Annotated in this window: 30 protein-coding genes and 4 tRNA genes; 9 read left to right on the forward strand and 25 right to left on the reverse strand. The window is 67.5% G+C overall.

What is annotated here, in order from left to right:
• Nucleotides 1-4: 4 nt before the first annotated feature.
• The 15 genes from K3M35_RS10800 to K3M35_RS10870 form a co-directional block, all read right to left on the reverse strand.
• Nucleotides 5-796, reverse strand: coding sequence for an ABC transporter permease (locus K3M35_RS10800; protein ID WP_006552286.1), 792 nt, complete (start codon nucleotides 794-796; stop codon nucleotides 5-7).
• 67 nt (nucleotides 797-863) lie between these two features.
• Complete coding sequence (locus tag K3M35_RS10805) at nucleotides 864-1,940, reverse strand: ABC transporter ATP-binding protein (protein ID WP_041803793.1); 1,077 nt, start codon at nucleotides 1,938-1,940, stop codon at nucleotides 864-866.
• Nucleotides 1,941-2,252: 312 nt separating this feature from the next.
• On the reverse strand, nucleotides 2,253-2,639 hold the full coding sequence (gene rplL, locus K3M35_RS10810) for a 50S ribosomal protein L7/L12 (protein WP_024101686.1): 387 nt from the start codon (nucleotides 2,637-2,639) through the stop codon (nucleotides 2,253-2,255).
• Between the two features lie 123 nt (nucleotides 2,640-2,762).
• Nucleotides 2,763-3,290, reverse strand: coding sequence for a 50S ribosomal protein L10 (gene rplJ / locus K3M35_RS10815; RefSeq protein ID WP_006552288.1), 528 nt, complete (start codon nucleotides 3,288-3,290; stop codon nucleotides 2,763-2,765).
• Nucleotides 3,291-3,688: 398 nt separating this feature from the next.
• Nucleotides 3,689-4,402, reverse strand: a complete 714-nt coding sequence (gene rplA / locus K3M35_RS10820) for a 50S ribosomal protein L1 (RefSeq protein ID WP_121208902.1) — start codon at nucleotides 4,400-4,402, stop codon at nucleotides 3,689-3,691.
• A 116-nt stretch (nucleotides 4,403-4,518) separates the two neighbouring features.
• Nucleotides 4,519-4,953, reverse strand: coding sequence for a 50S ribosomal protein L11 (rplK, locus tag K3M35_RS10825; RefSeq protein ID WP_006552290.1), 435 nt, complete (start codon nucleotides 4,951-4,953; stop codon nucleotides 4,519-4,521).
• 95 nt (nucleotides 4,954-5,048) lie between these two features.
• A complete protein-coding gene (gene nusG / locus K3M35_RS10830; protein WP_006552291.1) occupies nucleotides 5,049-5,885 on the reverse strand; it encodes a transcription termination/antitermination protein NusG in 837 nt (278 codons plus the stop codon).
• A 50-nt stretch (nucleotides 5,886-5,935) separates the two neighbouring features.
• Nucleotides 5,936-6,361, reverse strand: a complete 426-nt coding sequence (secE, locus tag K3M35_RS26645; RefSeq protein WP_024101687.1) for a preprotein translocase subunit SecE — start codon at nucleotides 6,359-6,361, stop codon at nucleotides 5,936-5,938.
• A 32-nt stretch (nucleotides 6,362-6,393) separates the two neighbouring features.
• Nucleotides 6,394-6,466, reverse strand: a tRNA-Trp gene (locus K3M35_RS10840).
• Between the two features lie 179 nt (nucleotides 6,467-6,645).
• Entirely contained in the window at nucleotides 6,646-7,071 is a 426-nt protein-coding gene (hadB, locus tag K3M35_RS10845) for a (3R)-hydroxyacyl-ACP dehydratase subunit HadB (protein ID WP_019291230.1), read from the reverse strand.
• On the reverse strand, nucleotides 7,058-7,633 hold the full coding sequence (gene hadA, locus K3M35_RS10850; RefSeq protein WP_220666404.1) for a (3R)-hydroxyacyl-ACP dehydratase subunit HadA: 576 nt from the start codon (nucleotides 7,631-7,633) through the stop codon (nucleotides 7,058-7,060). Before hadA ends, hadB begins: the two co-directional genes overlap by 14 nt.
• Before the next feature lie 84 nt (nucleotides 7,634-7,717).
• Nucleotides 7,718-7,885, reverse strand: a complete 168-nt coding sequence (rpmG, locus tag K3M35_RS10855) for a 50S ribosomal protein L33 (protein WP_003941903.1) — start codon at nucleotides 7,883-7,885, stop codon at nucleotides 7,718-7,720.
• A gap of 59 nt (nucleotides 7,886-7,944) precedes the next feature.
• Nucleotides 7,945-8,020 (reverse strand) — tRNA-Met (locus K3M35_RS10860).
• Between the two features lie 43 nt (nucleotides 8,021-8,063).
• Nucleotides 8,064-8,136, reverse strand: a tRNA-Thr gene (locus tag K3M35_RS10865).
• A gap of 307 nt (nucleotides 8,137-8,443) precedes the next feature.
• A tRNA-Tyr gene (locus K3M35_RS10870) sits at nucleotides 8,444-8,526 on the reverse strand.
• A gap of 150 nt (nucleotides 8,527-8,676) precedes the next feature.
• Here K3M35_RS10870 and K3M35_RS10875 point away from each other — a divergent pair.
• Nucleotides 8,677-9,168 (forward strand): YajQ family cyclic di-GMP-binding protein, encoded by a 492-nt coding sequence (locus K3M35_RS10875; protein WP_006552295.1) that lies wholly within the window; start codon nucleotides 8,677-8,679, stop codon nucleotides 9,166-9,168.
• Between the two features lie 100 nt (nucleotides 9,169-9,268).
• Here the strand turns inward: K3M35_RS10875 and htpX are convergent, their stop codons facing one another.
• Together htpX and K3M35_RS10885 are read right to left on the reverse strand one after the other, a co-directional pair.
• On the reverse strand, nucleotides 9,269-10,129 hold the full coding sequence (gene htpX / locus K3M35_RS10880) for a zinc metalloprotease HtpX (RefSeq protein WP_024101689.1): 861 nt from the start codon (nucleotides 10,127-10,129) through the stop codon (nucleotides 9,269-9,271).
• Between the two features lie 101 nt (nucleotides 10,130-10,230).
• Complete coding sequence (locus K3M35_RS10885) at nucleotides 10,231-11,277, reverse strand: polyprenyl synthetase family protein (protein ID WP_006552298.1); 1,047 nt, start codon at nucleotides 11,275-11,277, stop codon at nucleotides 10,231-10,233.
• Nucleotides 11,278-11,389: 112 nt separating this feature from the next.
• Between K3M35_RS10885 and K3M35_RS10890 the strand changes: the two genes are divergently transcribed.
• The gene (locus tag K3M35_RS10890; protein ID WP_220666405.1) at nucleotides 11,390-12,661 is read left to right on the forward strand and encodes a geranylgeranyl reductase family protein; all 1,272 of its coding nucleotides are present in this window, start codon (nucleotides 11,390-11,392) and stop codon (nucleotides 12,659-12,661) included.
• 90 nt (nucleotides 12,662-12,751) lie between these two features.
• On the opposite strand, the gene K3M35_RS10895 is transcribed toward K3M35_RS10890, so the two are convergent.
• The 4 genes from K3M35_RS10895 to menD form a co-directional block, all read right to left on the reverse strand.
• Nucleotides 12,752-13,453 (reverse strand): demethylmenaquinone methyltransferase, encoded by a 702-nt coding sequence (locus K3M35_RS10895; protein WP_071935515.1) that lies wholly within the window; start codon nucleotides 13,451-13,453, stop codon nucleotides 12,752-12,754.
• Between the two features lie 39 nt (nucleotides 13,454-13,492).
• Nucleotides 13,493-14,635 (reverse strand): glycosyltransferase family 1 protein, encoded by a 1,143-nt coding sequence (locus K3M35_RS10900; RefSeq protein ID WP_006552301.1) that lies wholly within the window; start codon nucleotides 14,633-14,635, stop codon nucleotides 13,493-13,495.
• An 82-nt stretch (nucleotides 14,636-14,717) separates the two neighbouring features.
• On the reverse strand, nucleotides 14,718-15,170 hold the full coding sequence (locus K3M35_RS10905) for a DUF3592 domain-containing protein (protein WP_006552302.1): 453 nt from the start codon (nucleotides 15,168-15,170) through the stop codon (nucleotides 14,718-14,720).
• On the reverse strand, nucleotides 15,167-16,786 hold the full coding sequence (gene menD, locus K3M35_RS10910; protein ID WP_064062026.1) for a 2-succinyl-5-enolpyruvyl-6-hydroxy-3-cyclohexene-1-carboxylic-acid synthase: 1,620 nt from the start codon (nucleotides 16,784-16,786) through the stop codon (nucleotides 15,167-15,169). Before menD ends, K3M35_RS10905 begins: the two co-directional genes overlap by 4 nt.
• A 52-nt stretch (nucleotides 16,787-16,838) precedes the next feature.
• On the opposite strand from menD, the gene K3M35_RS10915 reads away from it, so the two are divergent.
• Nucleotides 16,839-17,444, forward strand: a complete 606-nt coding sequence (locus tag K3M35_RS10915) for a flavin reductase family protein (RefSeq protein WP_039585385.1) — start codon at nucleotides 16,839-16,841, stop codon at nucleotides 17,442-17,444.
• A gap of 83 nt (nucleotides 17,445-17,527) precedes the next feature.
• A complete protein-coding gene (locus tag K3M35_RS10920) occupies nucleotides 17,528-18,388 on the forward strand; it encodes a siderophore-interacting protein (RefSeq protein WP_259443880.1) in 861 nt (286 codons plus the stop codon).
• Nucleotides 18,389-18,484: 96 nt separating this feature from the next.
• Here the strand turns inward: K3M35_RS10920 and K3M35_RS10925 are convergent, their stop codons facing one another.
• The 3 genes from K3M35_RS10925 to K3M35_RS10935 form a co-directional block, all read right to left on the reverse strand.
• A complete protein-coding gene (locus K3M35_RS10925) occupies nucleotides 18,485-18,925 on the reverse strand; it encodes a hypothetical protein (RefSeq protein WP_006552306.1) in 441 nt (146 codons plus the stop codon).
• A gap of 98 nt (nucleotides 18,926-19,023) precedes the next feature.
• Nucleotides 19,024-20,028 carry an o-succinylbenzoate synthase gene (locus K3M35_RS10930; protein ID WP_259443905.1) on the reverse strand — a complete coding sequence of 335 codons (1,005 nt, stop codon included), beginning with the start codon at nucleotides 20,026-20,028 and terminating at the stop codon, nucleotides 19,024-19,026.
• A 5-nt stretch (nucleotides 20,029-20,033) separates the two neighbouring features.
• The gene (locus K3M35_RS10935) at nucleotides 20,034-20,666 is read right to left on the reverse strand and encodes a PaaI family thioesterase (RefSeq protein WP_006552307.1); all 633 of its coding nucleotides are present in this window, start codon (nucleotides 20,664-20,666) and stop codon (nucleotides 20,034-20,036) included.
• A 64-nt stretch (nucleotides 20,667-20,730) separates the two neighbouring features.
• Here K3M35_RS10935 and K3M35_RS10940 point away from each other — a divergent pair, with 64 nt between their 5' ends.
• On the forward strand, nucleotides 20,731-21,624 hold the full coding sequence (locus tag K3M35_RS10940) for a 1,4-dihydroxy-2-naphthoyl-CoA synthase (protein WP_024101698.1): 894 nt from the start codon (nucleotides 20,731-20,733) through the stop codon (nucleotides 21,622-21,624).
• 87 nt (nucleotides 21,625-21,711) lie between these two features.
• On the opposite strand, the gene K3M35_RS10945 is transcribed toward K3M35_RS10940, so the two are convergent.
• Nucleotides 21,712-22,008, reverse strand: coding sequence for a DUF4193 domain-containing protein (locus K3M35_RS10945; protein WP_006552309.1), 297 nt, complete (start codon nucleotides 22,006-22,008; stop codon nucleotides 21,712-21,714).
• 184 nt (nucleotides 22,009-22,192) lie between these two features.
• On the opposite strand from K3M35_RS10945, the gene K3M35_RS10950 reads away from it, so the two are divergent.
• From K3M35_RS10950 to K3M35_RS10965, 4 genes are all read left to right on the forward strand, one after another.
• Complete coding sequence (locus K3M35_RS10950) at nucleotides 22,193-22,639, forward strand: hypothetical protein (RefSeq protein ID WP_024101700.1); 447 nt, start codon at nucleotides 22,193-22,195, stop codon at nucleotides 22,637-22,639.
• A 2-nt stretch (nucleotides 22,640-22,641) separates the two neighbouring features.
• Entirely contained in the window at nucleotides 22,642-23,025 is a 384-nt protein-coding gene (locus K3M35_RS10955; protein ID WP_024101701.1) for a VOC family protein, read from the forward strand.
• Nucleotides 23,026-23,218: 193 nt separating this feature from the next.
• Complete coding sequence (locus K3M35_RS10960; protein ID WP_200358466.1) at nucleotides 23,219-24,400, forward strand: inorganic phosphate transporter; 1,182 nt, start codon at nucleotides 23,219-23,221, stop codon at nucleotides 24,398-24,400.
• Nucleotides 24,397-24,657 carry a hypothetical protein gene (locus K3M35_RS10965; RefSeq protein ID WP_019291216.1) on the forward strand — a complete coding sequence of 87 codons (261 nt, stop codon included), beginning with the start codon at nucleotides 24,397-24,399 and terminating at the stop codon, nucleotides 24,655-24,657. The genes K3M35_RS10960 and K3M35_RS10965 overlap by 4 nt, the downstream gene beginning before the upstream one ends.
• Nucleotides 24,658-24,659: the final 2 nt, after the last annotated feature.

Raw genomic sequence — 24,659 nt, forward strand, 5'->3', positions numbered from 1 at the left:
CTGGTCAGGATCCCTTCGCAGGAACGATCTGCAGGTACACCATCGTCAGGATCAGGTTCGCGAAGAAGAGCAGCAGGAACGTGATGACGACAGTCTGGTTCACGGCCTCCCCCACGCCCTTCGGGCCTGCACCGGGGTGCAGCCCCTTGTAGGACGCGACGACGCCGGCGATCAACCCGAAGATCGCAGCCTTGAGCTCGGCGACGTAGAGGTCGGGTAGCTGCGCCAGGGCGGAGAAGGAGGCGAGGTAGGCGCCGGGGGTACCGCCCTGCAGCACCACGTTGAAGAAGTAGCCGCCGGCGATGCCGATCACGGAGACGAGACCGTTGAGCAGGAGCGCGACGAGCACCATCGCCAGTACTCGCGGGACGACGAGGCGCTGGATGGGATTGATGCCCAGCACCTCCATCGCGTCGATCTCCTCGCGGATCGTCCGCGATCCGAGGTCGGCGGTGACCGCGGAGCCGGCGGCACCGGCGATCAGCAGAGCCGTCACGATCGGACTGCCCTGCTGGATGACCGCCAGGACGCTCGCGGCACCGGTGAACGATTCGGCGCCGAGCTGCTTGATCAGCGAGCCGGTCTGCAGCGACACGACGGCGCCGAACGGGATCGCGACGAGCGCCGTCGGAAGAATCGTGACACTGGCGATGAACCACGCCTGTTCGATGAATTCCCGGAACTGGAACGGTCGGCGGAAGGTGTTCCGCACGACGTCGACGAACAGTTCGACGATGTTGCCGGCCTGGGTGAGTGCGCCGTGAACCGGCCGCACGAGCGAGCTGCCCGCCCCCATCTACTCTCCTACTTCTCCAGCCTGCGGCTGTACCACTGCTGACGCTGTACCACTGCTGCGGCTGGTGCTACTGCTGGGCCTGCTGCTCGTATCTCTCTCCGGTATAGGCGGGAATGATCTGGGTGTCGTCGTCGGCATAGCCCCGGGCTGTGTGGGGCGCGCCGTTGTGATCGAGCGACTCGAGGATGGCGCTCTGGGCGGCCGGGGGCAGGTTGTGCAGGATCGACCGCACCCGCTCCTGCCGACGCGCCACCGCCTGCCGCTCCGGCATCCCCGGAGTCGCCTGCATCTGCGGCACGATCCCCTCGACGTCGTCCACACCACCGGCATGATGACCCGCCTCGACGAGCGCCTGCTCGTGCGCCATCGTCGCCTCGTCCTTCTCCTCCGACATCCCGATCGGACCGATCATCGTGCCGTTGAGGAACTGCTTGACCACCGGCTCATCCGAAGTCAGCAACACCTCACGCGGACCGAACATCACCAACTGCCGGCGGAACAACATCCCGATGTTGTCCGGCACCGTGCGCGCCAGATTGATGTTGTGCGACACGATCAGGATCGTCGCATCGATCTCCGCATTGATATCGATCAACGTCTGCGAAATATAGGTCGTGCGCACCGGATCGAGACCCGAATCCGGCTCGTCCACCAGAATGATCTCCGGATCCAACACCAACGCCCGCGCCAGACCGGCGCGCTTCCGCATCCCCCCGGAGATCTCCCCGGGCAACTTGTCCTCGGCGCCGAGCAGACCGACGAGCTCGAGCTTGCTCATCACGATCTGCCGGATCTCCGACTCGGACTTGCGGGTGTGCTCACGCAACGGGAAGGCGACATTGTCGTAGAGGTTCATCGACCCGAACAACGCACCGTCCTGGAACAGCACCCCGAACAACTTGCGGATCTCGTAGAGCTCCTTCGAGGAGCACTGCAGGATGTCGGTGCCGTCGATGACGATCGAGCCCTCCTCCGGGCGCAGCAGACCGATCAACGACTTGAGGAACACCGACTTACCGGTACCCGACGGCCCGAGCAACGCGGACACCTCACCGGCCGGCAACGTCAACGTCACGTCCTGCCAGATACGTTGCGAGCCGAAGGACTTGGTCAGTCCCTCGACGGAAACCTCGACTCCCACGATCACCTCCGCTGTCCGATACCGTCGCCCCCGTGTGGGTTGGGCCACTCTATCGCATGGATAGTGGTACCTGTGACACGCGATCCTACTCATGAGTAAGGACGTTGTACAAGGGGGTACGCGTATCTCGACTTACGCCATGACCTGCATGAACACGGCGTAGATGTCGATTTCTGCCGATAACGGACATATCACTCGGCATTCATGCCCGAGATGCAGAAGGGCCGTTTCCGCGAAATGAATTCGCGGAAACGGCCCTGTGCGGAACCGTTCCGGAGAGCGTCGGAACGCTCGACGGAAAGTTCGGAAACCGTCTTACTTGACGGTGACCTTGGCGCCGGCCTCTTCGAGCTTGGCCTTGGCAGCGTCGGCAGCATCCTTGGCGACCTTCTCGAGGATCGGCTTCGGAGCACCCTCGACGAGGTCCTTGGCTTCCTTCAGGCCCAGGCCGGAGACGATCTCGCGAACGACCTTGATGACCTGGATCTTCTTCTCGCCGGCACCCTCGAGGATGACGTCGAACTCGTCCTGCTCGGACTCGGCCTCGGCAGCAGCGGCCGGAGCACCGGCGGCAGCGACGGCAACCGGAGCAGCAGCGGTGACCTCGAAGGTCTCCTCGAATGCCTTGACGAACTCCGAGAGCTCGAGCAGGGTCAGTTCCTTGAACGCGTCGAGCAGCTCTTCGGTGGTGAGCTTCGCCATGGTGGCGGTCCTTCCTGATAAGTCCCATGTCGCTGATCCGCGACCGGATGGGATGGTGCGTGCCGGAGCACGCGTGGATGTATCTTTCGCGGTGATGCAGATTCGCAGTGATGCGGATCAGCGTCAGGCGGCTTCTTCGCCCGCCTTCTTCTCCTGCAGAGCGGCCGCGAGGCGGGCCACCTGCGAAGCGGGGGCGTTGAACAGGCCTGCGGCCTTTGCCAAGTTGCCCTTCATCGCGCCGGCGAGCTTGGCCAACAGCACCTCGCGGGACTCGAGGTCCGCGATCTGGTTGACCTGCTCCACGGACAGCGCAGCGCCGTCCATGTAGCCGCCCTTGATGACGAGAGCCTTGTTGTCCTTCGCGAAGTTCTTCAGAGCCTTCGCAGCATCCACCGCTTCGCCCTTGACGAACGCGATGGCGGTCGGACCGACGAACAGATCGTCGAGACCCTCGACGCCCGCCTCAGCGGCGGCACGCTTGACCAGGGTGTTCTTGGCGACGGAGTAGGTGGCACCCTCTCCGAGAGCGCGACGCAGCTCGGTCAGACTTCCCACCGACAGACCACGATATTCCGTGATCACGGCAGCGGTGGAGGTCTTGAACTGCTCGGTGATCTCCGCAACTGCGGAAACCTTCTCGGGCTTTGCCATACTTCGCCTCCTCTCAGTAACAGTCGTTTTCCCGGTGTCCCGAGTGGGACGCCCCACCGGACGACCGCCGGGACCGGAAAACGACGAACGCCCCGGCGCAGGGCACACGGGGCATACAAGGAGGAGGAACTCGAATGCACCCGGAAGGCACATCGCGGTTCGTATCTCCCCTAACCTCGTCCTCCTGCGTGGGCCGCCGGACAACTCCGGACCTTCAACCGATCCGCACGCGGATTCGGTGACCAACGGTCTTGGGTAGAACATGATCGGGGTGAAGATCGGCGCACGCCGAACTACCCCACCACTGTAGCGGACGATGTGCACGAGATGCAAAACGGCCGGCACAGCGATGCTGTACCGGCCGCTTCAGGACGCACATCCACTGCGTGCAGTGCGAATTACTCCGCGGTCTCGAGGAGGTTGCGGGTGCGCTGCGGATCCACCGGGATGCCCGGGCCGGTGGTCGTAGCGATCGTGACCTTCTTGATGTAGCGGCCCTTCGCGCTGGACGGCTTGGCGCGGAGCACCTCGTCCAGAGCAGCAGCGTAGTTCTCGACCAGCTTGGTCTCGTCGAACGAGGCCTTGCCGATCACGAAGTGCAGGTTGGCGTTCTTGTCGACGCGGAAGCTGATCTTGCCACCCTTGATGTCGGTGACGGCCTTCGCGACGTCCGGGGTGACCGTGCCCGTCTTCGGGTTCGGCATCAGACCACGGGGACCGAGGATGCGGGCGATACGACCGACCTTCGCCATCTGGTCGGGGGTCGCGATCGCGGCGTCGAAGTCCAGCCAGCCGCCCTGGATGCGCTCGATCAGATCCTCGGCGCCCACGACGTCGGCACCTGCGGCCTCGGCCTCGGCAGCCTTCTCGCCCACCGCGAAGACGATGACGCGAGCGGTCTTACCCGTGCCGTGCGGCAGGTTGACCGTGCCGCGCACCATCTGGTCCGCCTTGCGGGGATCCACACCGAGTCGCATGGCGACCTCGACGGTGGCGTCGTAGTTCTTCGAGCTGGTCTCCTTCGCGAGCTTCGCAGCTGCGAGGGGGCTGTACAGGTTGTCCGAGTCGATCTTCTCGGCCGCGGCGAGGTATGCCTTGCTGCGCTTTGCCATGTTCTTTCCTAACTTCTCACCGGCAGGTGAATGGTTCGGGCGTGGTAGCGGGCCTGGCCGGCCCTCCCACGAGTGCTATGCAAGCCCGGGGACGGAGCCCCGGAACAGCGAGGGGCTCAGCCCTCGACCGTGATGCCCATCGACCGAGCGGTGCCGGCGATGATCTTCGCGGCAGCCTCGATGTCGTTGGCGTTCAGGTCTTCCTGCTTGGTCTTGGCGATCTCGCGCACCTGATCCATGGTCACCTTGGCGACCTTGGTCTTGTGCGGCTCGCCGGAGCCCTTCTGCACGCCTGCGGCCTTGAGCAGGAGCTTCGCGGCCGGCGGAGTCTTCAGCTTGAAGTCGAACGAACGGTCCTCGTAGACCGTGATCTCGACCGGCACGACGTTGCCACGCTGCGACTCGGTCGCCGCGTTGTACGCCTTGCAGAACTCCATGATGTTGACGCCGTGCTGACCCAGCGCGGGGCCGACCGGCGGAGCCGGGTTGGCCTGGCCGGCCTGGATCTGGAGCTTGATGAGCCCGGCGATCTTCTTCTTCTTGGGGGGCATCTCTATTCCTAGTTTCGTGCTCGGTGTGGTTCTTGCGTACTGCTACTGCAAGCTTGTGCGCGCCGGATGCCGGCGCCGTCGGATCCTGGGGATCGTCAGATCTTCGACACCTGGTTGAACGACAACTCCACGGGAGTCTCACGGCCGAAGATCGACACCAGGACCTTGAGCTTCTGCTGCTCGGCGTTGACCTCACTGATGGAGGCGGGCAGCGTCGCGAACGGGCCGTCCATCACGGTGACCGACTCGCCGACCTCGAAGTCCACCTCGATGGCGGGCTTCGCAGCGGCGGCGGGAGCCTGCTCGCCTGCGGTCGAAGCACCGGCCGCCGGCTTCTTCTTCGCCTGCTGCGGGAGGAGGAACTTCACGACCTCCTTGATCGTCAGCGGCGACGGACGCGACGTGGCTCCGACGAAGCCGGTCACGCCGGGGGTGTTCCGGACGGCGCCCCACGACTCGTCGTTGAGTTCCATCCGGACGAGGATGTAGCCGGGCAGGACCTTGCGGTTGACCTGCTTGCGCTGACCGTTCTTGATCTCGGTGACCTCTTCGGTCGGCACCTCGACCTGGAAGATGTACTCGGTGAGGTCGAGGTTCTGGACGCGGGTTTCGAGGTTGGTCTTGACCTTGTTCTCGTAGCCGGCGTAGGAGTGCACGACGTACCAGTCGCCGGGCTCGCGCCGCAGTTGCTTCTCGAGGGCCTCGGCCGGGTCGACCTCGTCCTCTTCGGCGGCGGCGTCGTCGGTGCCCTCCGCTGCGTCGGAGACCTCGACATCGGTCTCGGCATCGGTGCCGGACTCGACAGCAGCGTCGGACTCGGAGACCTCGGTGTCCGCATCCGCCGACTCGGCCGTCACGTCGTCAACCAAGGCCTCGTCCGAAACGTGCTCCTCGGCCGAAGCCTCGTACGAGTCGTTCTCGGGGGTGCTCACCGGGCACTTTCCTCTCGTCGATCACATTTTTCGTCTCGCGCGGACAGGCGCTAACCGAACAACCAGCTGACGCCCTGTACGAACGCCAGATCCAATCCGAAGATGAACGCCGTCATGACGGTCACGAACGCAAGGACCACGAGCGTGTAGGTGGTCAACTGCTTGCGGTTGGGCCAGATCACCTTGCGGAGCTCGGCGATGACCTCACGGAAGAAGCGCACGAGTCGCTTGAAGATGTTCTCGGACTTCGCGGCGGGACGATCGCTCACGGCCGTGGCCGAACGCGACGTCTTCTTCATGGACACCGCACTCGTCGTGGATGCCGAGGGATCGGCTGCACCACGACGGGTGGCCCGCTTGCCGGTCGGCCGAGCAGCCGCGGAAGAACCGTCGGGGGTCGCGCCGGTAGCCGTTCCAGCGTCGCCGGGAATGTTCCCTGCGGTGCCGCTGTGGCGCTGACCGCGCTCCTCGCTCACATCGTTCCTCTCGGTCGCTGGCAGTCCGGGGGCAGGGGCGACAGGACTTGAACCTGCAACCTGCGGTTTTGGAGACCGCTGCTCTGCCAATTGAGCTACGCCCCTCTGGTCGGACATCCACACTCGTACGAAGCGAGTGTCCGGAACCGACCCATCTGCGACCACATGACACGCGCGCTACCCCGTCGGGCCGTTACGGCCTTCGTAGAGCAGCGCGCTGCTATGCGATCCCAGAAGCCTAAGTGTACTGCATTGCCCCGGGACAAACCCAATCCGCTCGGCCGTCAGGCCAAACGGACCGTTGCCGTAGCGCGACCGAAGATCTTACGACCGTCGGACTTCGCCACGATAGCGACCACTGCTGTCTTGCTCTCCGCGTCCACCGACTTGATCTTGCCGGTGAACTCGATCTCGGCGGCCTTGTCGGCCTCCACATATACCGGACTGGTGAACCGAACATTGTATTCGGTCACCGCGCCGGGGTCTCCCAGCCACTCCGTGACGAAGCCGGCCGCGATGCCCATCGAGAGCATGCCGTGCCCGACGACGTCGCGCAAGCCGGCCAGTTCGGCCACCTTGTCGCTCCAGTGGATCGGGTTGGGATCACCCGACACACCTGCATAGTTGACCAGATTTCCGCGCGTGAGCGTGACGACCTTCGACGGAAGCTCGTCCCCTACCGCGACATCCGCGAAGCTACGGAGTGTCACTGTGCATCACCACATCCTTGACCGCGTGCGCGATGTTGTCGTCGACCTCGCCACCGGAACGGGCGACGAGCGTCGTCCAGGAGGTGAGCACGAGATTGTCGTACTGATCCGTGATCACGTTCTTGGTGGTGATGATGTCGCTGCCGGCAGCTTGCCGGAAATCGTCGAGGTAGACGTCGCAGAACAGCCTGTCGCCGGCCTGGATCGGGCGGTGGTAGACCATCCGCTGGTCGGTCTGCATGATCTGGCTCAGGTCGTAGCCGGTGACGACCTCTTCGAACAGCTTGCGCTGCGCGATCATGCCGACGATCGAGACGAAGGTCAGCGGCGCGATCACTCCGTCATATCCCAGCCCCCGGGCTGCGTCGTCGTCGTGATGGGCCGGATGCGAATCGCGCACGGCACGGGCGTACTCGCGGATCTTCTCGCGACCGACCTCGTAGTAGTCGCCCACCCGGTAGTTGTGACCGACCATGGACTTGGCGTGCGCGGCGGCATCGAACGGGATCCCGGCCTGTTCGGTCGCGTCCACCGATTCCTGGTTCTCGAGTATGTTCGTCATACGCAAAACCTCCGCAATTCCGACGACGCCAACTGGCACGGTCGGTATTGCGGAGACCTTATGCGTCGACGTCGTTGCGACCGGCTACTTGGACTCGCGGTGCGACTGGTGCGTACCGCAGTTCGGGCAGAACTTCTTCAGCTCGAGCCGGTCGGGGTCGTTGCGACGGTTCTTCTTCGTGATGTAGTTGCGGTGCTTGCACACCTCGCAGGCCAAGGTGATCTTCGGCCGAACGTCAGTAGAGGAGGCCACGGGATGCCTTCTTTCGCGTCAATCCGATCAGTATCGATCAGGGTGGATCAATGAACTTTTGGTAGCGGTGACCGGACTTGAACCGGCGACGCAACGATTATGAGTCGTTTGCTCTACCAACTGAGCTACACCGCCTCGGTGCCGAGTGTCGCTACGAAGGCGGCACCTCAATCCAGCGAGCCCCCTGACGGAATCGAACCGTCGACCTTTTCCTTACCATGGAAACGCTCTGCCGACTGAGCTAAGGGGGCGTGGCCTCCGGAGCATCTCTGCTCGCTGCGGCCTCCAAAAGATTACACACACTCGGTCCTGGTGCAAAATCCGCTGGTAGAGGCGCATAAACGCCGCTCCTCTCCGAGCTCTGCCCACCCGCACCCACCCGTGCCCACACATACGCGCGCGGCGGGCCGGCGGGAGGCATCGGGCGCGAGGCGGAACGGCACCGCGTGCCGAGCCGCCCGGAACCTCGGGGAGAGCAGGACCCACACTCCGGAGCCCGCACCGAAGGGCCCCGGAATGCAGAAAAGCCCCGGTTCCGAAGAACCGGGGCCGTTCCGGTGGCAGGTGTAGGATTCGAACCTACGTAGGCGTAAGCCGACGGATTTACAGTCCGCTCCCATTGGCCGCTCGGGCAACCTGCCGGGGTGCGATCGGGACCGCGTCCTCGATGCGTTTGGAAGAATACAACGCATACCCCCCCGAAACGCAAACCGAGTGGTCACAGCTCCGCGCGACCCGATAGCGTCGGGTGGACAGAACCCTTACAGACCGACCCCGAAGTGGAGTGAGACGTGGCTGATTCGTCGTTCGATGTGGTGAGCAAGGTCGACCGCCAGGAAGTGGACAACGCGCTGAACCAGGCGGCGAAGGAGATCGCCAACCGCTTCGATTTCCGGAACACCGGGGCGCACATCGAGTGGTCGGGCGACGAGGCCATCACGATCTCGGCCGAGACCGAGGACCGCGCGCTCGCCGCGCTCGAGGTCTTCAAGGAGAAGCTGATCCGCCGCGACCTGTCCCTCAAGTCCTTCGACGCCGGCGAGCCGACGCAGTCCGGCAAGGTCTACAAGATCACCGGCACGCTGGTGCAGGGCATCAGCCAGGAGAATGCCAAGAAGATCTCCAAGCTCATCCGTGACGAGGGCCCGAAGGGCGTCAAGGCGCAGATCCAGGGCGAGGAGCTGCGCGTGAGCAGCAAGAAGCGCGACGACCTGCAGGCCGTCATCTCGCTGCTCAAGAACGCCGACCTCGACATCGCCCTGCAGTTCGTCAACTACCGCTAGTACGTCGACCACTGCCGACGACGCCCTCTCCTACGACTCCGCCCGCGACCGTCGTCGCGGGCGGAGTCGTCTGGGATGTCGTCTGTGGGGTGCCGTCCGGTCAGCGGATCCCGGCCATGCGCTCGAGCCGTTCGATGCGGTCGGCCATCGGCGGGTGCGTCGAGAACAGCCGGCTCATCTTGTCGCCCGCCCGGAACGGGTTGGCGATCATCAGGTGCGACTGGGCCGCGAGTTTCGGTTCGGGTGGCAGCGGCGCGGCCTGCGTGCCGAGAGCGAGCTTGCGCAGCGCCGACGCGAGGGCCAGCGGGTCGCCGGTGAGCTCGGCACCGGACTGGTCGGCCTGGTACTCGCGCGACCTCGACACAGCGAGTTTGACGACCGACGCCGCGATGGGGCCGAGCAGGGAAACCAGCAGCAGCGCCAGTGGGTTCGCGCCACCCTCCCGGTTGCCGAAGGCCGAGGCGAAGAACGCGAAGTTCGCCAGGCCCGAGATGACGGCAGCCATCGCGCCGGCGACCGACGAGATGAGGATGTCGCGGTTGTAGACGTGGGCGAGTTCGTGGCCGAGCACCGCGCGCAGTTCCCGTTCGTTCAGGATCTCCAGGATGCCCGTCGTGCAGCACACGGCGGCGTTTCGCGGGTTACGACCCGTGGCGAACGCGTTGGGGGCGTTGGTGGGGCTGATGTAGAGCCGCGGCATGGGCTGGTGCGCCGCGGTCGCGAGTTCACGCACGATCCGGTACATCGCCGGTGCCTGCACCTCGGTGACCGGCTGGGCGTGCATCGCCCGCAGGGCGAGCTTGTCGCTGTTGAAGTACGCGTAGCCGTTCATGCCGACGGCGAGCACGATCGATATCAGCAGGATCGTCGAATTGCCGAACAACGCTCCGACGAACACGATCAGCGCGGACATTCCGATCAACAGACCGGCCGTCTTGAGACGGTTCGAGTATCCGTGCACGTCGCACCCCTTCCGCACCACGATTTCCCACTCATTCGTCCAACGAACGAGCGAACGGCGCGGTTCCCGCCCCGACCGGGGCGGGACGACACGACGGTCCGTCAGCCGACGCGGGCGACGGTGAAGTCCACGAGGCGACGCAGCGCCTCGTTCGCCGACCCCTGCGGCAGGGCATCGAGTTCGGCGTGAGCGCGGGCGGCGTAGGTCGCGAGAGTCGCCTTCGCCGCATCCATCCCCGGCGAGCGGACGAGCAGTTCGAGCGCCTCCGCGACGTGTGCTTCGTCCTCGATGGGACCGACGAGCAGTTCACGCAGACGATCCGCCTCCGGTCCGGTCTCCCGCAGCGCGTAGAGCACCGGCAGGGTGTACACACCCTCGCGGAGATCGGTTCCGGGGGTCTTGCCCGACTCCGTGGTGTCGGACGCGATGTCGATGATGTCGTCGACGATCTGGAAAGCGGTGCCGACGGCGTCGCCGAGCCGTTCGAGACGCTCTACATGTTCCGGATCAGCGCCCGAGAACGTACCGCCGAAGCGACCGCTGGCGGCGATCAGCGAACCGGTCTTCTCCCAGATCACCCGCAGGTAGTGCTCGACCGGGTCGTCGTTGGTACGCACACCGATGGTTTCGCGCATCTGACCGGTGACCAGCTCGGCGAACGTCTCCGCGATGATCTGCACGGCCGACGGACCCAGCGTCGACACCAACCGCGAGGCGTGCGCGAACAGATAGTCGCCGGCGAGGATCGCGACGCTGTTGCCCCAGCGCACGTTGGCGCTCGGGGCGCCGCGACGCATCGTCGCCTCGTCCATCACGTCGTCGTGATAGAGCGTCGCGAGGTGCACGAGCTCGACGACGGTCGCCGCCGTCACCACGGCGGGATCGGTGGGCTTCGGCCCGAGCTGCGCGGTGAGGATAGTGAACAGCGGCCGGAACCGCTTGCCACCCGCCTTAGCAAGGTGCAGTGCGGCCTCCGTCAGGAAGTCCTCACCGTCGGACAGTTCCTCGACCAGGAGTTTCTCGACGCTCGCGAGGCCGTCCCCGACTGTCGCGGCGAGGACCGGATCGCCGAGTTCCACACCGGCCACGACGGTGCTCGGCGCCGCATCGGCCGAACCAGCGGTCCGAGCCGCCCCCTCAGTGCTCACGATGACGTACCCATCCTGTTCTGTCGCCTCGACTTCACCGTAGTGAACCTAGCCGTTCGTTCCCCGATCCACCTCGTCGAGGCGGCCGATCGCGGCCTGAGAAGATGGAGCGGTGGTGGCCGAACACTCCGCGCGAGATCCGCGGCAATCCCAGTCCTGCGTTCCCGACAGTACCGATGTTCTCGTCGTCGGTGCCGGTCCAGCCGGTTCCGCCGCCGCCGCGTGGGCTGCCCGCGCCGGTCGCGAGGTGTTGCTCGTCGATGCCGCGACCTTCCCTCGCGACAAGACCTGCGGTGACGGACTGACCCCGCGTGCCGTCGCCGAACTCGACGAACTCGGCCTCGGCGACTGGCTGCGCACCCGCACCGTCAACCGCGGTCTGCGTCTCGAGGGCTTCGGTGGCCGCTTCGAACTCCCCTGGCCCGACTCGTCGTTCCCGGTCGTGGGCAGCGCCGTGCCGCGCACCGAACTCGACGCCCGGATCCGGCAGGCCGCGCTCGACTCGGGTGCCCGCGCCGTGGACGGAACGAAGGCCGTCGACGTCGAACGCGACGGCGACCGGGTCTCGGCCGTGATCTTCCGCACCGCCGACGGACCGCGGACCGTCCGCTGCCGCACGGTGATCGTCGCCGACGGGGTGCGTTCTCCCCTCGGCAAGGTGCTCGGTCGTCGCTGGCACCGCGACACCACCTACGGCGTGGCCGCGCGGGCCTACGCCACCTCCCCGCGCAGCGACGATCCGTGGATCACCTCGCACCTCGAACTGCGCGACGACGCGGGGGCCGTCCAGCCGGGCTACGGCTGGGTGTTCCCGCTCGGCACCGGCGAGGTGAACCTGGGAGTGGGGACCCTCGCGACCGCCTCGCGACCGGCGAGCGGATCGCTGCGGCATCTCATCGACCTCTACGCGCGGCAGCGCCGCACGGAATGGGAACTCGGCGAGGTGACGCGTGTGGCGTCGGCGCTGCTGCCCATGGGCGGAGCCGTGTCGGGGGTCGCGGGCAGGAACTGGGCGCTGATCGGCGACGCCGCGGCGTGCGTCAATCCGCTCAACGGCGAGGGCATCGACTACGGACTCGAAGGCGGTCGGTTGCTCGCCGGGCTGCTCGACTCCGACGACCTCACCGACCTGTGGCCGGCGACGCTGCGCTCCCACTACGGCCGGGCGTTCTCCACCGCGCGTCGCCTCGCGAGCCTGCTCACGATCCCGAAGTTCCTGCCGGCGACCGGCCCGATCGCGATGCGGTCGCGGACGATGATGTCGGTCGCGGTGCGGGTGATGGGCAATCTCGTCACCGACGAGGACGCCGACTTCGTGGCCCGGGTGTGGCGGACGAGCGGTCATCTCTCGATGCGCTGGGATCGGCAGCCGCTCTTCTCCTGAGCGCCGATACAGCGCCGCGCGGCAATTTGCGTACCGCGCGGTGCCGATGCGCCCGGCTACTTGCGTACCGCACGGTGCCGATGCGCCCGGCTACTTGCGTACCGCGCGGTGCAGGGCGGTGATGCCCCCCGTGAGATTGCGCCACTTCACGTCGCTCCAGCCCGCGGCCTCGATGCGCCGGGCGAGCTGCTCTTGATCGGGCCAGGCCCGGATCGATTCGGCGAGGTAGACGTAGGCGTCGGGATTGCTGCTGACCGCCCGCGCGACCCGCGGCAGCGTCCGCATCAGGTACTCCATGTAGACGGTGCGTAGCGGTTCCCGCACGGGTGTGGAGAACTCGCACACCACGAGGCGTCCACCCGGCTTGACCACCCGGGCGATCTCGCGCAGTCCCTCGTCCGGGTCGGCGACGTTGCGCAGGCCGAAGGAGATGGTCGCGGCGTCGAAGACCGCGTCGGCGAACGGCAGTTTCATCGCGTCGCCTGCGACCATCGGGACGTTGCGGAACTCACCGGCGTGCAGCATGCCCTTGGAGAAGTCGGTGGCGACGACCCACGCGCCGGACCGTCCGAGTTCGACGGTGGAGACCCCGGTGCCGGCGGCCAGGTCGAGCACCCGCTCGCCGGGCTTCAGGTCGAGAGCCGCACGGGTCGCGCGACGCCACCCGCGGTCCTGCCCGAACGACAGGACGGTGTTGGTCAGGTCGTAGCGTGCAGCGACCCCGTCGAACATGGACGCGACCTCACGCGGGTCCTTGTCGAGCGACGCGCGTGATCCGTGAGTTGTTGCCACGGCCGAAACGTTACCCGCTCCCCTAGTGGACGCCGGCGCTCATGCGGCGCGGCGGAGCGCGTGCGCGGGAAGGCCCTGCACCCGCCGGTAATGGGCGAACAACTCGTCGCACAGCACGGGCCAGGTGCGGCCGAGCACTCCACTGCGTGCCGCACCACCGAACTCGTCCCGGACCCCAGGAGCGAGCAGCGCATCGACGGCTCGGGGCAGCAATTCGACGAAGCGGTCCACCGGCAAGCGGTAACCGTTGCGGCAGTGGGCGACGAGGTCGCGTGGTCCGCCCGCGTCCGGCACGATCGCCGGGACCCCGCTCGCCAGGGCTTCCTGCACGGCCTGGCAGAAGGTCTCGTGTTCGCCGGGATGGACGAAGACGTCGAGGCTCGCGTGGGCGCGGGCCAGTTCCTCGCCCCCCAGCTGCCCGGTGAACACGGCCGACGGCAGCTGACGTTCGAGCCGCGACCGTTCGGGACCGTCGCCGACGACGACGAGCTGCAGCCGCGGGTCGTGGGCGAGGATCGCGAGCCGCTCGACGTGCTTCTCGGGCGCGAGGCGTCCCACGAAACCGACGATCGGACGGCCGTCCGGCGACCAGCAGGAGCGCAGGTCCTCGTCCCGCCGGGACGGCGCGAAGCGGTCGGTGTCGACGCCCCGCGACCAGCGCCGCACGCGCGGGATGCCGTGGGCCACGAGGTCGTCCACGGCGGAGGTCGAGGGAGCGAGGGTGAGATCGCAGCCGCGGTGCAGGCGCCGAGTCCACCGCCAGGACGCACGCGCGGCGAGGCCGAGCCCGTAGCTGGAGGCGAATCCGGCCACGTCCGTCTGATAGATCGCGACCGTCGGAATGTCGAGGCGTCCCGCGGCGGCGAGACCGCCGGCACCGAGCACGAACGGGGACGCGAGGTGCACCACGTCCGGCGCGAAAGTGCGCAGCACCGGAAGGAGTTCCGGGCCGGGCACGCCCACCGGGAGGGAGCTGATCCTCGGTACGCGCACCGCCGGTACGCGGTGGACGGGTGTCCCGTGATGGTCGGACGGAGCGGGTGGCCTGCCTGCGACCGTGTCGGGCGCGACGACCAACGCGTCGTGTCCGGTGCGGTCGAGGTGCTCGAGGACGCGGAGCACCGAGTTGGTGACGCCGTTGACGTTCGGGAGGAAGGATTCCGCGACGATGGCTACTCGCACGCCGACAGCGTGGCGAGCCTGCGAGTCGAGCAGGTGCGAGCTCGGTGACCGATGGACGAAGTCGCGACGAACGTTTCGTTCGTCACACCTGCAGCTGTCGATCCTTCACGTCGGGAGCGACAGCGGGTGCGGCGGTCGCCCTCCGCCGCAGCCAGATCAGCACCGGCGTGGCGATCAACCATGTGACGACGATCACCGATCCGGTCGGGATCAGGGCGACGCGGGCGTCGCGACCGGTCACACGAACGAGATCGGGATCACTCCGGGCGTACTCGACGGCGATCCGCTGCCCGGTGGTCAGCCCCGTCGGGTACAGAACGCCGAGCTCCGGATTGTGCGTCACACCGTCAGGAGTGACGAAACTCACGGCGGACCGCACGGAGCCGGCCGAGAGCACCTCCGCGACGGCCGTGCCCGTGTCGGAGCGGATGGTGAGGTCGTTGCGGAGGGCGCCGAGCAACAGGATCACCGCGAGGGCGGAAATCGCCGCCGCGACCATCAGAACCGCGCGTCGCGCGCGCTCGGGTCCGCTCACAGCTGCGCCCGCACCGCCGCGTGCAATTCGCGCAGCCCGGCCCGATCGGTGGTGACCTCGACCACACGGATGCCCGCGGGCGGCGCCGTGTCGTTCGAGAGGGCGAGCGCGAGTCCCTGCAGATCCACCAGCTCGTGCGGGACGCGGTAGGCCGCACACAGTGCCGCGAGGTCCATACCGTGCGGGGTGCCGAAGACACGCTCGAAAACACCCGCGTACTGCGGGTCGCCCTGTTCGAGCAATTCGAAGATTCCGCCGCCGTCGTCGTTCGCGACGACGATGGTGAGGTTCTGCGGCCGCGGCTCCGACGGCCCGATGAGCAGGCCCGACGCGTCGTGCAGGAAGGTCAGGTCGCCGAGCAGCGCGACGGTCCGTCCCTGCTCGTAGGCGAGTGCGGCACCGACGGCGGTGGAGACCGTACCGTCGATCCCGGCGACACCCCGGTTGGACAGCACCTTCACGTCGGGTTTCGGGTAGCTCACGAGCGCCGCGTCGCGCACCGGGTTCGACGCCCCGAGCAGCAGCTGGTCGCAGGGCTTCAGCGAGTCCGTCACGACCGCCGCGACGTGCAGTCCGGTGGCCTTCGGATGCCCGTCGAGCTGGGCGCGCACGGCCTTGTCGGTGTGTGCCGACAGCTGGCGGCATCGTTCGAGCCACGCCTCGTCGGGTGTTCCCGACACCACGGCGCGGGTGCCTGTCGCGATGACGTTGCCCGACACGTCGGGCCAGCGCGGGCCGGTGGTCAGCGCGTACACGGTGACGGCGGGGTCGGCGAGCAGGTTCGACACCGGCCGGTGCAGCGTGGGCCGTCCGGTGATGATCGCCTGGCGCGGCTTCAGGTGCGGCAGCGCCATCGGATGCACCGGGATGCCGTGCAACGGTGCGGTGGGTTCGGCGACGGTCGGCAGCCCGGACAATTCGGGGCGGTGGGCGGAACCGTGACCGGAGACGACGATCGTGTCGGGGGTCAGGTCGATCTCGAGCGGGACGTCGAGGGTGGCGTTCACCGTGGTGGTCCAGGCATTGCCGTCGGGGCGGCCCTCGGGCACCGGGCCCTTCGCGTCGAGCTCGGGCACGAGCGGTTCGCGCAGCGGGATGTCGAAGTGGACCGGGCCGGCGTTGCCCGATCGGGTTCCGCGGGCGGCAGCGAGAACGCGGGAGACAGCCGAACGCCACTGGCTGTTCTGCTCGATGCCTTCGGCGAGGCCGAGACTGATGGTGGCGCGCACCTGGCTGCCGAACAACCCGAGCTGTTCGACGGTTTGGTTCGCACCGGATCCGAGCAGTTCGTAGGGGCGATTGGCGCTGAGCACGACCAGCGGGACGCGGGCGTAGTTCGCCTCGAGCACGGCGGGCGCGAGGTTGGCCACGGCGGTACCGGAGGTCATGACGACCGGGACGGGACGCCCCGATGCGAGGGCCAGGCCGATCGCGAGGAATCCGGCGGTGCGCTCGTCGATACGCATGTGCAGGCGCAGACGTCCTGCGCTGTCGGCGGCCTGGAGCGCGAAGGCGAGCGGCGCGTTGCGCGAGCCCGGGCACAGCACGACGTCCCGAACACCGCCCCGGGCGAGTTCGTCGACGACAGCAGTGGCCTGGGCAGTGGACGGATTCACGGAGTCCAGGGTAATTGCGCCGGAAGTGTGGCCGGGTACAGGTGCGGTCAGAATGGAGGCCGTGCGCACAGTCTTCGATCCCGCCGAGTCGAGTCCCGGCCGCTTCTACCGCCTTCTCACCGCGACAATCGTGCCGAGACCGATCGCGTGGGTGTCCACCGAGGCCGAGGACGGTGTGTTCAATCTCGCTCCCTACAGCTTCTTCACGGTGGCGAGTACGGCCCCGCCGGTCGTGCAGTTCACCTCCGTGGGCCGGAAGGACAGTCTGCGGAACATCGAGCAGACGGGCGAGTTCGTGATCAACATCGCGACCGTGCCGTTGATGGAGAAGGTCAACGCCTCGTCGGCGGCGTTCCCGCACCACATCGACGAGTTCACCGAGGTGGGGTTGCACGCCGAGCCGAGCGAGCGGGTGCGGCCCCCGCGGGTCGCGGAGGCACCCGCCTCGATCGAGTGCCGGTTGCACCGTGTGATCGAGATCGGCGACTCGTTCGTCGTGATGGGCGACGTCCTCGCCGTGACGGTCGATCCGGAGGTGCTGGCGGAGGACGGTGCCCCCGACTTCGCCGCGCTCGGCGCGGTGAGCCGGTTGGGGCGGACCGAATGGGGACTGACGCCCGCGGTGCGGAGACTGCAGCGGCCCGGCACTCCCGGGTGACGACACAGGTTAGGCTCCGCTGAACGATCGTCGGGATGCTGCACGTCGTCAGTGGTGGCATCCGAGCAACCTCGGAGGGCCGTATGGCGAAGAGCACCGGAACCGCACGGCGCAATCCCTATCTCAAGCCCGAGTCGCGGCGGATGGTGCGCGCGCAGGTACTCGCCGCCCAACGCATCAGCCCGACCTTCGTGCGCATCACCGTGGGCGGCGACGACGTCGACTCGATCGCACCGATGGGCTTCGACCACTGGTTCCGCATGTTCTTCCCCACCCCGGATCAGCAGGAACTGACCCTTCCCGGCGCGACCGACGACCGTTGGTGGCCCGAATACCAGGAACTGCCCGAGGAGCGGCGTCCGGTGTTGCGGAACTACACGTTCCGCCGTGTGCGACCTGCGGGCACCGGGCTGTTCGGTCCGACCTCAGAGATCGAGATCGATTTCGCGGCGCACGGCGATCTGGGTCCGGCTTCGGCGTGGGCGGAGCGGGCACAGCCCGGCGACGAGATCGGCATCCTCGACGAGGGCATCAGCAACCTGCCCCTCGACGAAGCACGGTCGTGGCTGCTCGTTGGCGACGAGAGCGCGGTGCCCGCCGTGGTCGGCGTCCTCGACTCGATTCTTGCCCTCGACCCGTTCGCGGCCGTGGAGGTCTTCGTCGAGGTTCCGCACCCGGGCGATCTCAGCGCCCAGAATCTGCCGACGGGCGAGAACGTGCGGGTGCATCCGGTGATCAGGACGGATGGCGAGGCGGTTCCGGGCAGTCTCGTCGTCGACGCGGTGCGGGAGTCGACGCCCTCGTCGGATTCGGCCCACGCGTTCGTCGCGGGCGAGTCGTCGCTCGCGACCGGCGTGCGCCGCCATCTCGTGCACGAGTGCGGCTGGGACCGTGCGGCGGTGACCTTCATCGGCTACTGGAAGTACGGGGAGCCCGTCTACTGACGGACCCCTCGAACGACCCCCTCGAACGACGAACGTCGCGGTACCGACCGGCGAACCGGTTCGGGACCGCGACGTCCGGATGTCGCTGGTGTCGGCTCAGCCGGCGTGCTTCTGGATGAGATCACCCAGGCGCGGCAGGGCCTCGACGACGTGCTTCTTGGCCGAGGGGCGCAGCGAGTCGTAGACCTTCTTGACGCCGGACTTCGACGTGCCGGCGATGCGCTCGTCGGTCACGCCGAGGAGAGCGTCGGCGACGACCTCGCCGCGGGCGACCAGGAAGTCCGCGAACGAACCGTTGCCTGCGTACTCCACCCAGAACGGCTGGAGCTTCTCGACGAATTCGGGCAGCAGACCTTCGACGGCACCCGGCACGATGCCCGGGCCGACCTTCTTCACTGCTGCGTAGCCACCCTTGAGGGCGAGACCGGACGCACCCTTCTTGTCCGACACCTCAGCATCGATCAGGGCTTCGACGTCTGCCTTGACCGCCGGGAACTTGTCGGCGCCGAGGAGGGCATCGCCCAGAGCTGCAACCACTTTCACTGCCTCCGTAGATGTGACACTTGTGACCGTTGGGACGCGGGGAACGATATACGACGATTCCGTGCCGTCACAGTCCGCGTCCGGCGAGGTCGTCACAGTCCGCGTCCGGCGAGCACCGTACGGCACCGACGCACCCGCTCGCACCACCACTCGACTCGATCGGGATCGGCCCGCAGCGCGTCGAGCCGCTCGGGTTCGGGCTCGACCGCGACGACATCGAGCGCTCCGTCGGACATGTGCAGAGCCGGCGCGACGTCGGCTTCGAAGAAGCCACCCGTGCCCAGCCCGCAGGCGTACGGGAGGTCGGGCAGGGCGGCTGCCGCCGCGAGACCGGTGGCGATCCCCACCGCGGAGTCGAGGGCGCTCGAGACGACCACCTCGACGCCGTGCCCGGCGAGTTCGTCGGCGAGCGCGACGAGGCGTCGGACCCCACCGAGCGGCGAGACCTTCACGACGGCGACGTCCGCTCCACCGGCGCGCACGACCCGCAGGGGATCCTCGGCGCGGCGGATGCTCTCGTCCGCCGCGATGCGCACCCCGGGCAGTCGCCGGCGCACCTCGACGAGTTCGGGGACGGTCGCACACGGCTGCTCGGCGTATTCGAGCGGACCGTCGGCGGTGAACGCCGTGAGGGCGCGGACGGCCGCGTCCACGCTCCAGCCGCCGTTCGCGTCGATCCGGACGTGGGGCACGTGTTCGCGCACGGCCCGGACGCGAGCGACATCCTGCGCGAGATCCTGGCCCGTTTCGGCGACCTTCACCTTCGCGGTGCGCGCGCCGGGGAACCGGGTGAGCACCCCGGGGACGCGCTCCGGGCCGATGGCGGGCACGGTCGCGTTGACCGCGATCCGGGAGCGGCGCGGAGCCGGATGGCCCTGCCAGGCGGCTTCGATCGCCGACTGCAACCAGTGCGCCGCCTCGTCGTCGCCGTATTCGGGGAACGGTCCGAACTCGCCCCACCCGGCGGGTCCGCGCAGCAGCAGCACCTCGCGTTCGGTGATGCCGCGGAACCGGACGCGCATGGGCAGCGAGACGACGACTGCCCCGTCGAGCAACTCGTCCGCGGACGGGAGGGGCAGCGCGGACGGGAGCTGCAGGGAGGTCACGGCTGGCCCGGCAGCAACTGGACCATCAGCGCCTCGCAGTCGGCGAGGAGGTTGCCGTCGACATCGCGCAGTTCGGCCTTGCAGAAGGCCTTGCGACCGTCCACGCGGTCCACCCAGCCGTCGACGACGAGTTCGGTCTCGATCGGAGTGATCCTGCGGTAGTCGACGTGGAGATAGGCGGTGCGGGCGATCGGGCGGCCGTTGGCGTGGATGACCATGCCGAACAGGTCGTCGAACAGCAGTGGCAGCGTGCCGCCGTGCGCGGCCCCGTTGCCTCCGAGGTGGTAGCGGCGGAAGACGCCGCGCTCACGGACACCGTCCGGTCCGTACTTCTCGATCGTCCACGGCAGCAGCAGCGCGCTGCCGCGTCCGGGCAGGTCGACGTTGAATCCGGCGGGCGAGCGGCCTTCGGGCACGGCGTGCTCGGCGAGCAGGCCGACGAGTGCTTCGGTCTGCTCGATCGCGCGGTCGACGACCTCGTCCGGCGGGTTCGTGGAGACCATCAGATCCTGCAGACGCCGGAAGGTCTCGACGAGGCGACCGTAGTTCGGCCCCGCCTTCACCGGTTCGTAGACCGGGAATCCGCCGTGGTGTTCGTAGTCGTCGCGGGGATCGGTCTGCTCGGTCATGGTTGTGCACGTTATCGGGCGGCAGCGCACGTCGCCGAGATGTCCGGCCCTTTATGGTGACGAGGTGACCTTCGATCCAGAATTGTGGCGCCCGGTACCCGGGTTCGAGAACCTCACCGACATCACCTATCACCGACACGTCACGCAGGGCACGGTCCGCGTCGCGTTCGATCGTCCCGAGGTGCGCAACGCCTTCCGTCCGCACACCGTCGACGAGCTCTACCGCGTGCTCGATCATGCGCGGACCACCTCCGACGTGGGCGTCGTGCTGCTCACGGGCAACGGCCCGAGCCCGAAGGACGGCGGGTGGGCGTTCTGCTCCGGCGGCGACCAGCGGATCCGTGGCCGTAGCGGCTACCAGTACGCGAGCGGCGAGACCGCCGACACCGTCGACAAGGCCCGCGCGGGCCGGTTGCACATCCTCGAGGTCCAGCGGCTGATCCGGTTCATGCCGAAGGTCGTCATCGCTCTGGTCAACGGCTGGGCCGCCGGTGGCGGTCACAGCCTGCACGTCACGTGCGACCTGACGCTCGCCTCCCGTGAGCACGCCCGCTTCAAGCAGACCGATGCCGACGTGGGCAGCTTCGACGGGGGCTACGGCAGCGCCTACCTCGCCAAAATGGTCGGCCAGAAGTTCGCGCGGGAGATCTTCTTCCTCGGCGACACCTATACGGCCGAGGAGATGCACCACATGGGTGCGGTGAACAAGGTCGTCGACCACGACGAGCTCGAGAACGTCGCGCTGGAGTGGGCGCAGAAGATCAACGGCAAGTCGCCGCAGGCGCAGCGCATGCTCAAGTACGCCTTCAACCTGCAGGACGACGGCCTCGTCGGTCAGCAGTTGTTCGCGGGCGAGGCCACGCGTCTGGCCTACATGACCGACGAAGCGATCGAGGGTCGCGACGCTTTTCTCGAGAAGCGCGAGCCCGACTGGTCGCCCTACCCGCACTACTACTGATCCTGACGCGACGAACCGGGCTTCGCCCCTGCTACAGCAGGTGCAAAGTCCGGTTCGCCGCGCAGGGAGGGGTCGTCCGACGGAAGGTCAGACGCAGTCGCGGCAGTAGGCCTGCTCGCCGGCGCCCGTCGCGCGACGGCTGTGGTGCTGGACGAGAAAGCAGCCCATGCAGGTGAACTCGTCCGACTGCTTCGGCAGGACCTGCACCGAGAGCTCCTCCGCCGACAGTGCCGAGAGGTCGGCGCCGGGCAGGTCGAGGGTCTCGAGGATCTCGCCCTCGTCGGTGTCGGCGGCCGCGGTGGGCTTGATGTCCAGCTCGTCCAGGGCAGTGCCACCGCCGCCCAGGATGTCGGTGGTGCGGGGAGCGTCGTAGTCGGTCGCCATGGCAGTTCTCCTCACTCGTTGTCGGCGGTGCCGCGCAGCCGCGGTAACGGCTGCGTCGGATCCGCTGTGGCAGGCCGGCGCTGTCATGGGCACCGTTGCCGTCAGTAATGTCCCATCGAAAGCTTCGTCAAACACATATGTTCAGTTACGTTCGAACCGTGTGCTCTCGGGCACACTGTGGGACATGACCGATCGCCAGAGTCCGCGAACCGCCCACACCCGCCCGGAAAGCGTCTCCGACGCCACTGTGAAAGCGACCGGCAAACTGTCCGAGGCCCTCGAGACCGTCGAGCAGGCGCGAGGCCATCTCTATGCCTTCCACCAGCTGATGGGCCGCGCCGATCTGCTCACCGGCGACGCCGAGGAGTTGTTCCGCGAGGCCGGGCACGACGAGATCGCCGAGCGGCTCGGCACCGAGATCATCGGACGTAACATCGCCGAGGGTCGCTGGACCTTCCAGCTCGTCGAGGAGTTCGACGACGGCTACTGGTCGGACTTCCGCACGTTCGAGAAGCAGGTGCGCGACGAACTCGTGGAGGGCCGGCGCCATCTGTTCGAGGCCGAGATGAAGGAATCGCGGCGCACGCACGGCCGCCGCCATCACGAGGCCTGCCCGGCCGAGGAGCAGTGACCGTGGAGATCCTCAGCAGCCGCACCATCCTCCGTCCGCGCGACCCCGAGGCCGCCCTCGAGTTCTACGGTTCGACGCTGGGACTGGCGATCGCCCGCGAGTATCCCGGCGGAACCGTCTTCTTCGCGGGGCAGTCGCTCATCGAGATCGCCGCGCACGGCCGATCCGACGACAGCGACGAAATGTTCCACGGCGCCCTGTGGCTCCAGGTGCGCGACGTCTACGACGCCGAGGCCGAACTGGCGCTGAAGGGCGTGCGCATCGTCCGGGGTGCGAAGCAGGAGCCGTGGGGACTGCGCGAGCTGTGGATCGCGGATCCCGAAGGGATCCCGATCGTCCTGGTGCAGATCCCCGAGGACCATCCCTTGCGGCGCGACCTCCGTTGACGAACGGAGATACCCGGGCACGGCCGGAGGCAGTCGCGCGACGCCGGTGATCTTGCACACAAGCCGTGCGGTCTGCTCTGCACTCCGCTCATGGTCGGAGTCCGAAAGAACCGGTCGGGTGTGACGGCGAGACGCAGAATTCACATCCCCGTCGCTGTACATTCACCTGCCCGCTACCCCACAATCGACAGACGTGACCGCAGAGTTCGTCGTGCTCCTGGTGGTGGTCGTCACTGCCCTCGCTTTCGATTTCACCAACGGCTTCCACGACACCGGCAATGCCATGGCGACATCCATCGCCACCGGCGCCCTCAAACCCAAGACCGCGGTCACTTTGTCCGCGACTCTCAACCTCGTCGGCGCCTTCCTGTCCGTGGAAGTCGCCGCGACCGTCGCGAAGGGTGTCGTCGACCTCGACACCGTCGGCGGTACCGATCTGTTGCTCATCGTCTTCGCCGGTCTGGTCGGAGCGATCCTCTGGAACATCTCGACCTGGCTGTTCGGTCTGCCGTCCAGTTCGTCGCACGCCCTGTTCGGCGGTCTCGTCGGCGCTGCACTGGCGTCGATCGGTGTCCAGGGCGTCGTGTGGGACGGAGTCCTGGGCAAGGTCCTGCTTCCCGCCGTGCTCGCGCCCGTCATCGCGGCGCTGGTGTCCACGGTGGGCATCTGGTCGATGCACCGCCTGACCCGACCGGTCGCCACCGAGCACCGCGACCGCGGCTTCCGGCTGGGACAGATCGGCACGGCGTCCCTGATGTCCCTCGCGCACGGCACCAACGACGCGCAGAAGACGATGGGCGTGATCTTCCTGGCCCTCGTCGCCCACGGCACCATCACCGCCGACACCGAGATGCCGTTCTGGGTGAAGGTCGCCTGTGCCGTCGCGATCGCACTCGGCACCTATCTCGGTGGCTGGCGCATCATCCGCACGCTGGGCAAGGGCCTCGTCGAGATCGCCCCGCCGCAGGGCCTGGCCGCCGAGTCGTCGTCGGCCGCCATCATCCTCACCTCGAGCCATTTCGGTCTGCCGCTGTCGACCACGCACGTCGCCACGGGGTCGATCCTCGGAACGGGTCTGGGCACCAAGGGCGCCGAGGTGCGCTGGTCGGTGGCGCGACGGATGGTCGTCGCGTGGGTCATCACCCTGCCGTGCGCCGCGGTCGTCGGAGCGATCTGCTGGGCGCTCGCCCACCTCATCGGCGGCATGTCCGGCGTGCTCGTCGTGTTCGCAATCCTGTGCGCCCTGGCCCTGTTCATGTGGCTGCGCTCGCGCCGGCAGCCCGTCGACGCCTCCAACGTCACCGCCGACTGGGACGACAAGCTCGCCTCGGCGCCGGGTGCCTCCGAAACGGTCAGCGGGGAAGGACGCTTGTGAACCTGTTGACGCACACCCTCGATTCCCTCTGGCAGGTCGTTCTCGTGGGCCTGCTGCTCGGCGCCGGCCTGCCCTCCCTGTTCGCCCTGGGGGTCCGCACGCTCGACGCCGGTCGGGGCAGCGACGGCATACCGAACCCCGTGGCGCGGACCGCCGCGGTGTTGTGCTTCGCCGTGGTCGCCTGCGCGATCCTGGCGGGAATCCTCTTGCTGGCGTCCGATTTCCTCGCCGGAACGTTCGGCATCGACATCTTCTGATC

Origin of the sequence: Rhodococcus sp. DMU2021 (genome assembly GCF_019641445.1) — a bacterium.
Classification (GTDB): Bacteria; Actinomycetota; Actinomycetes; order Mycobacteriales; family Mycobacteriaceae; genus Rhodococcus; species Rhodococcus pyridinivorans.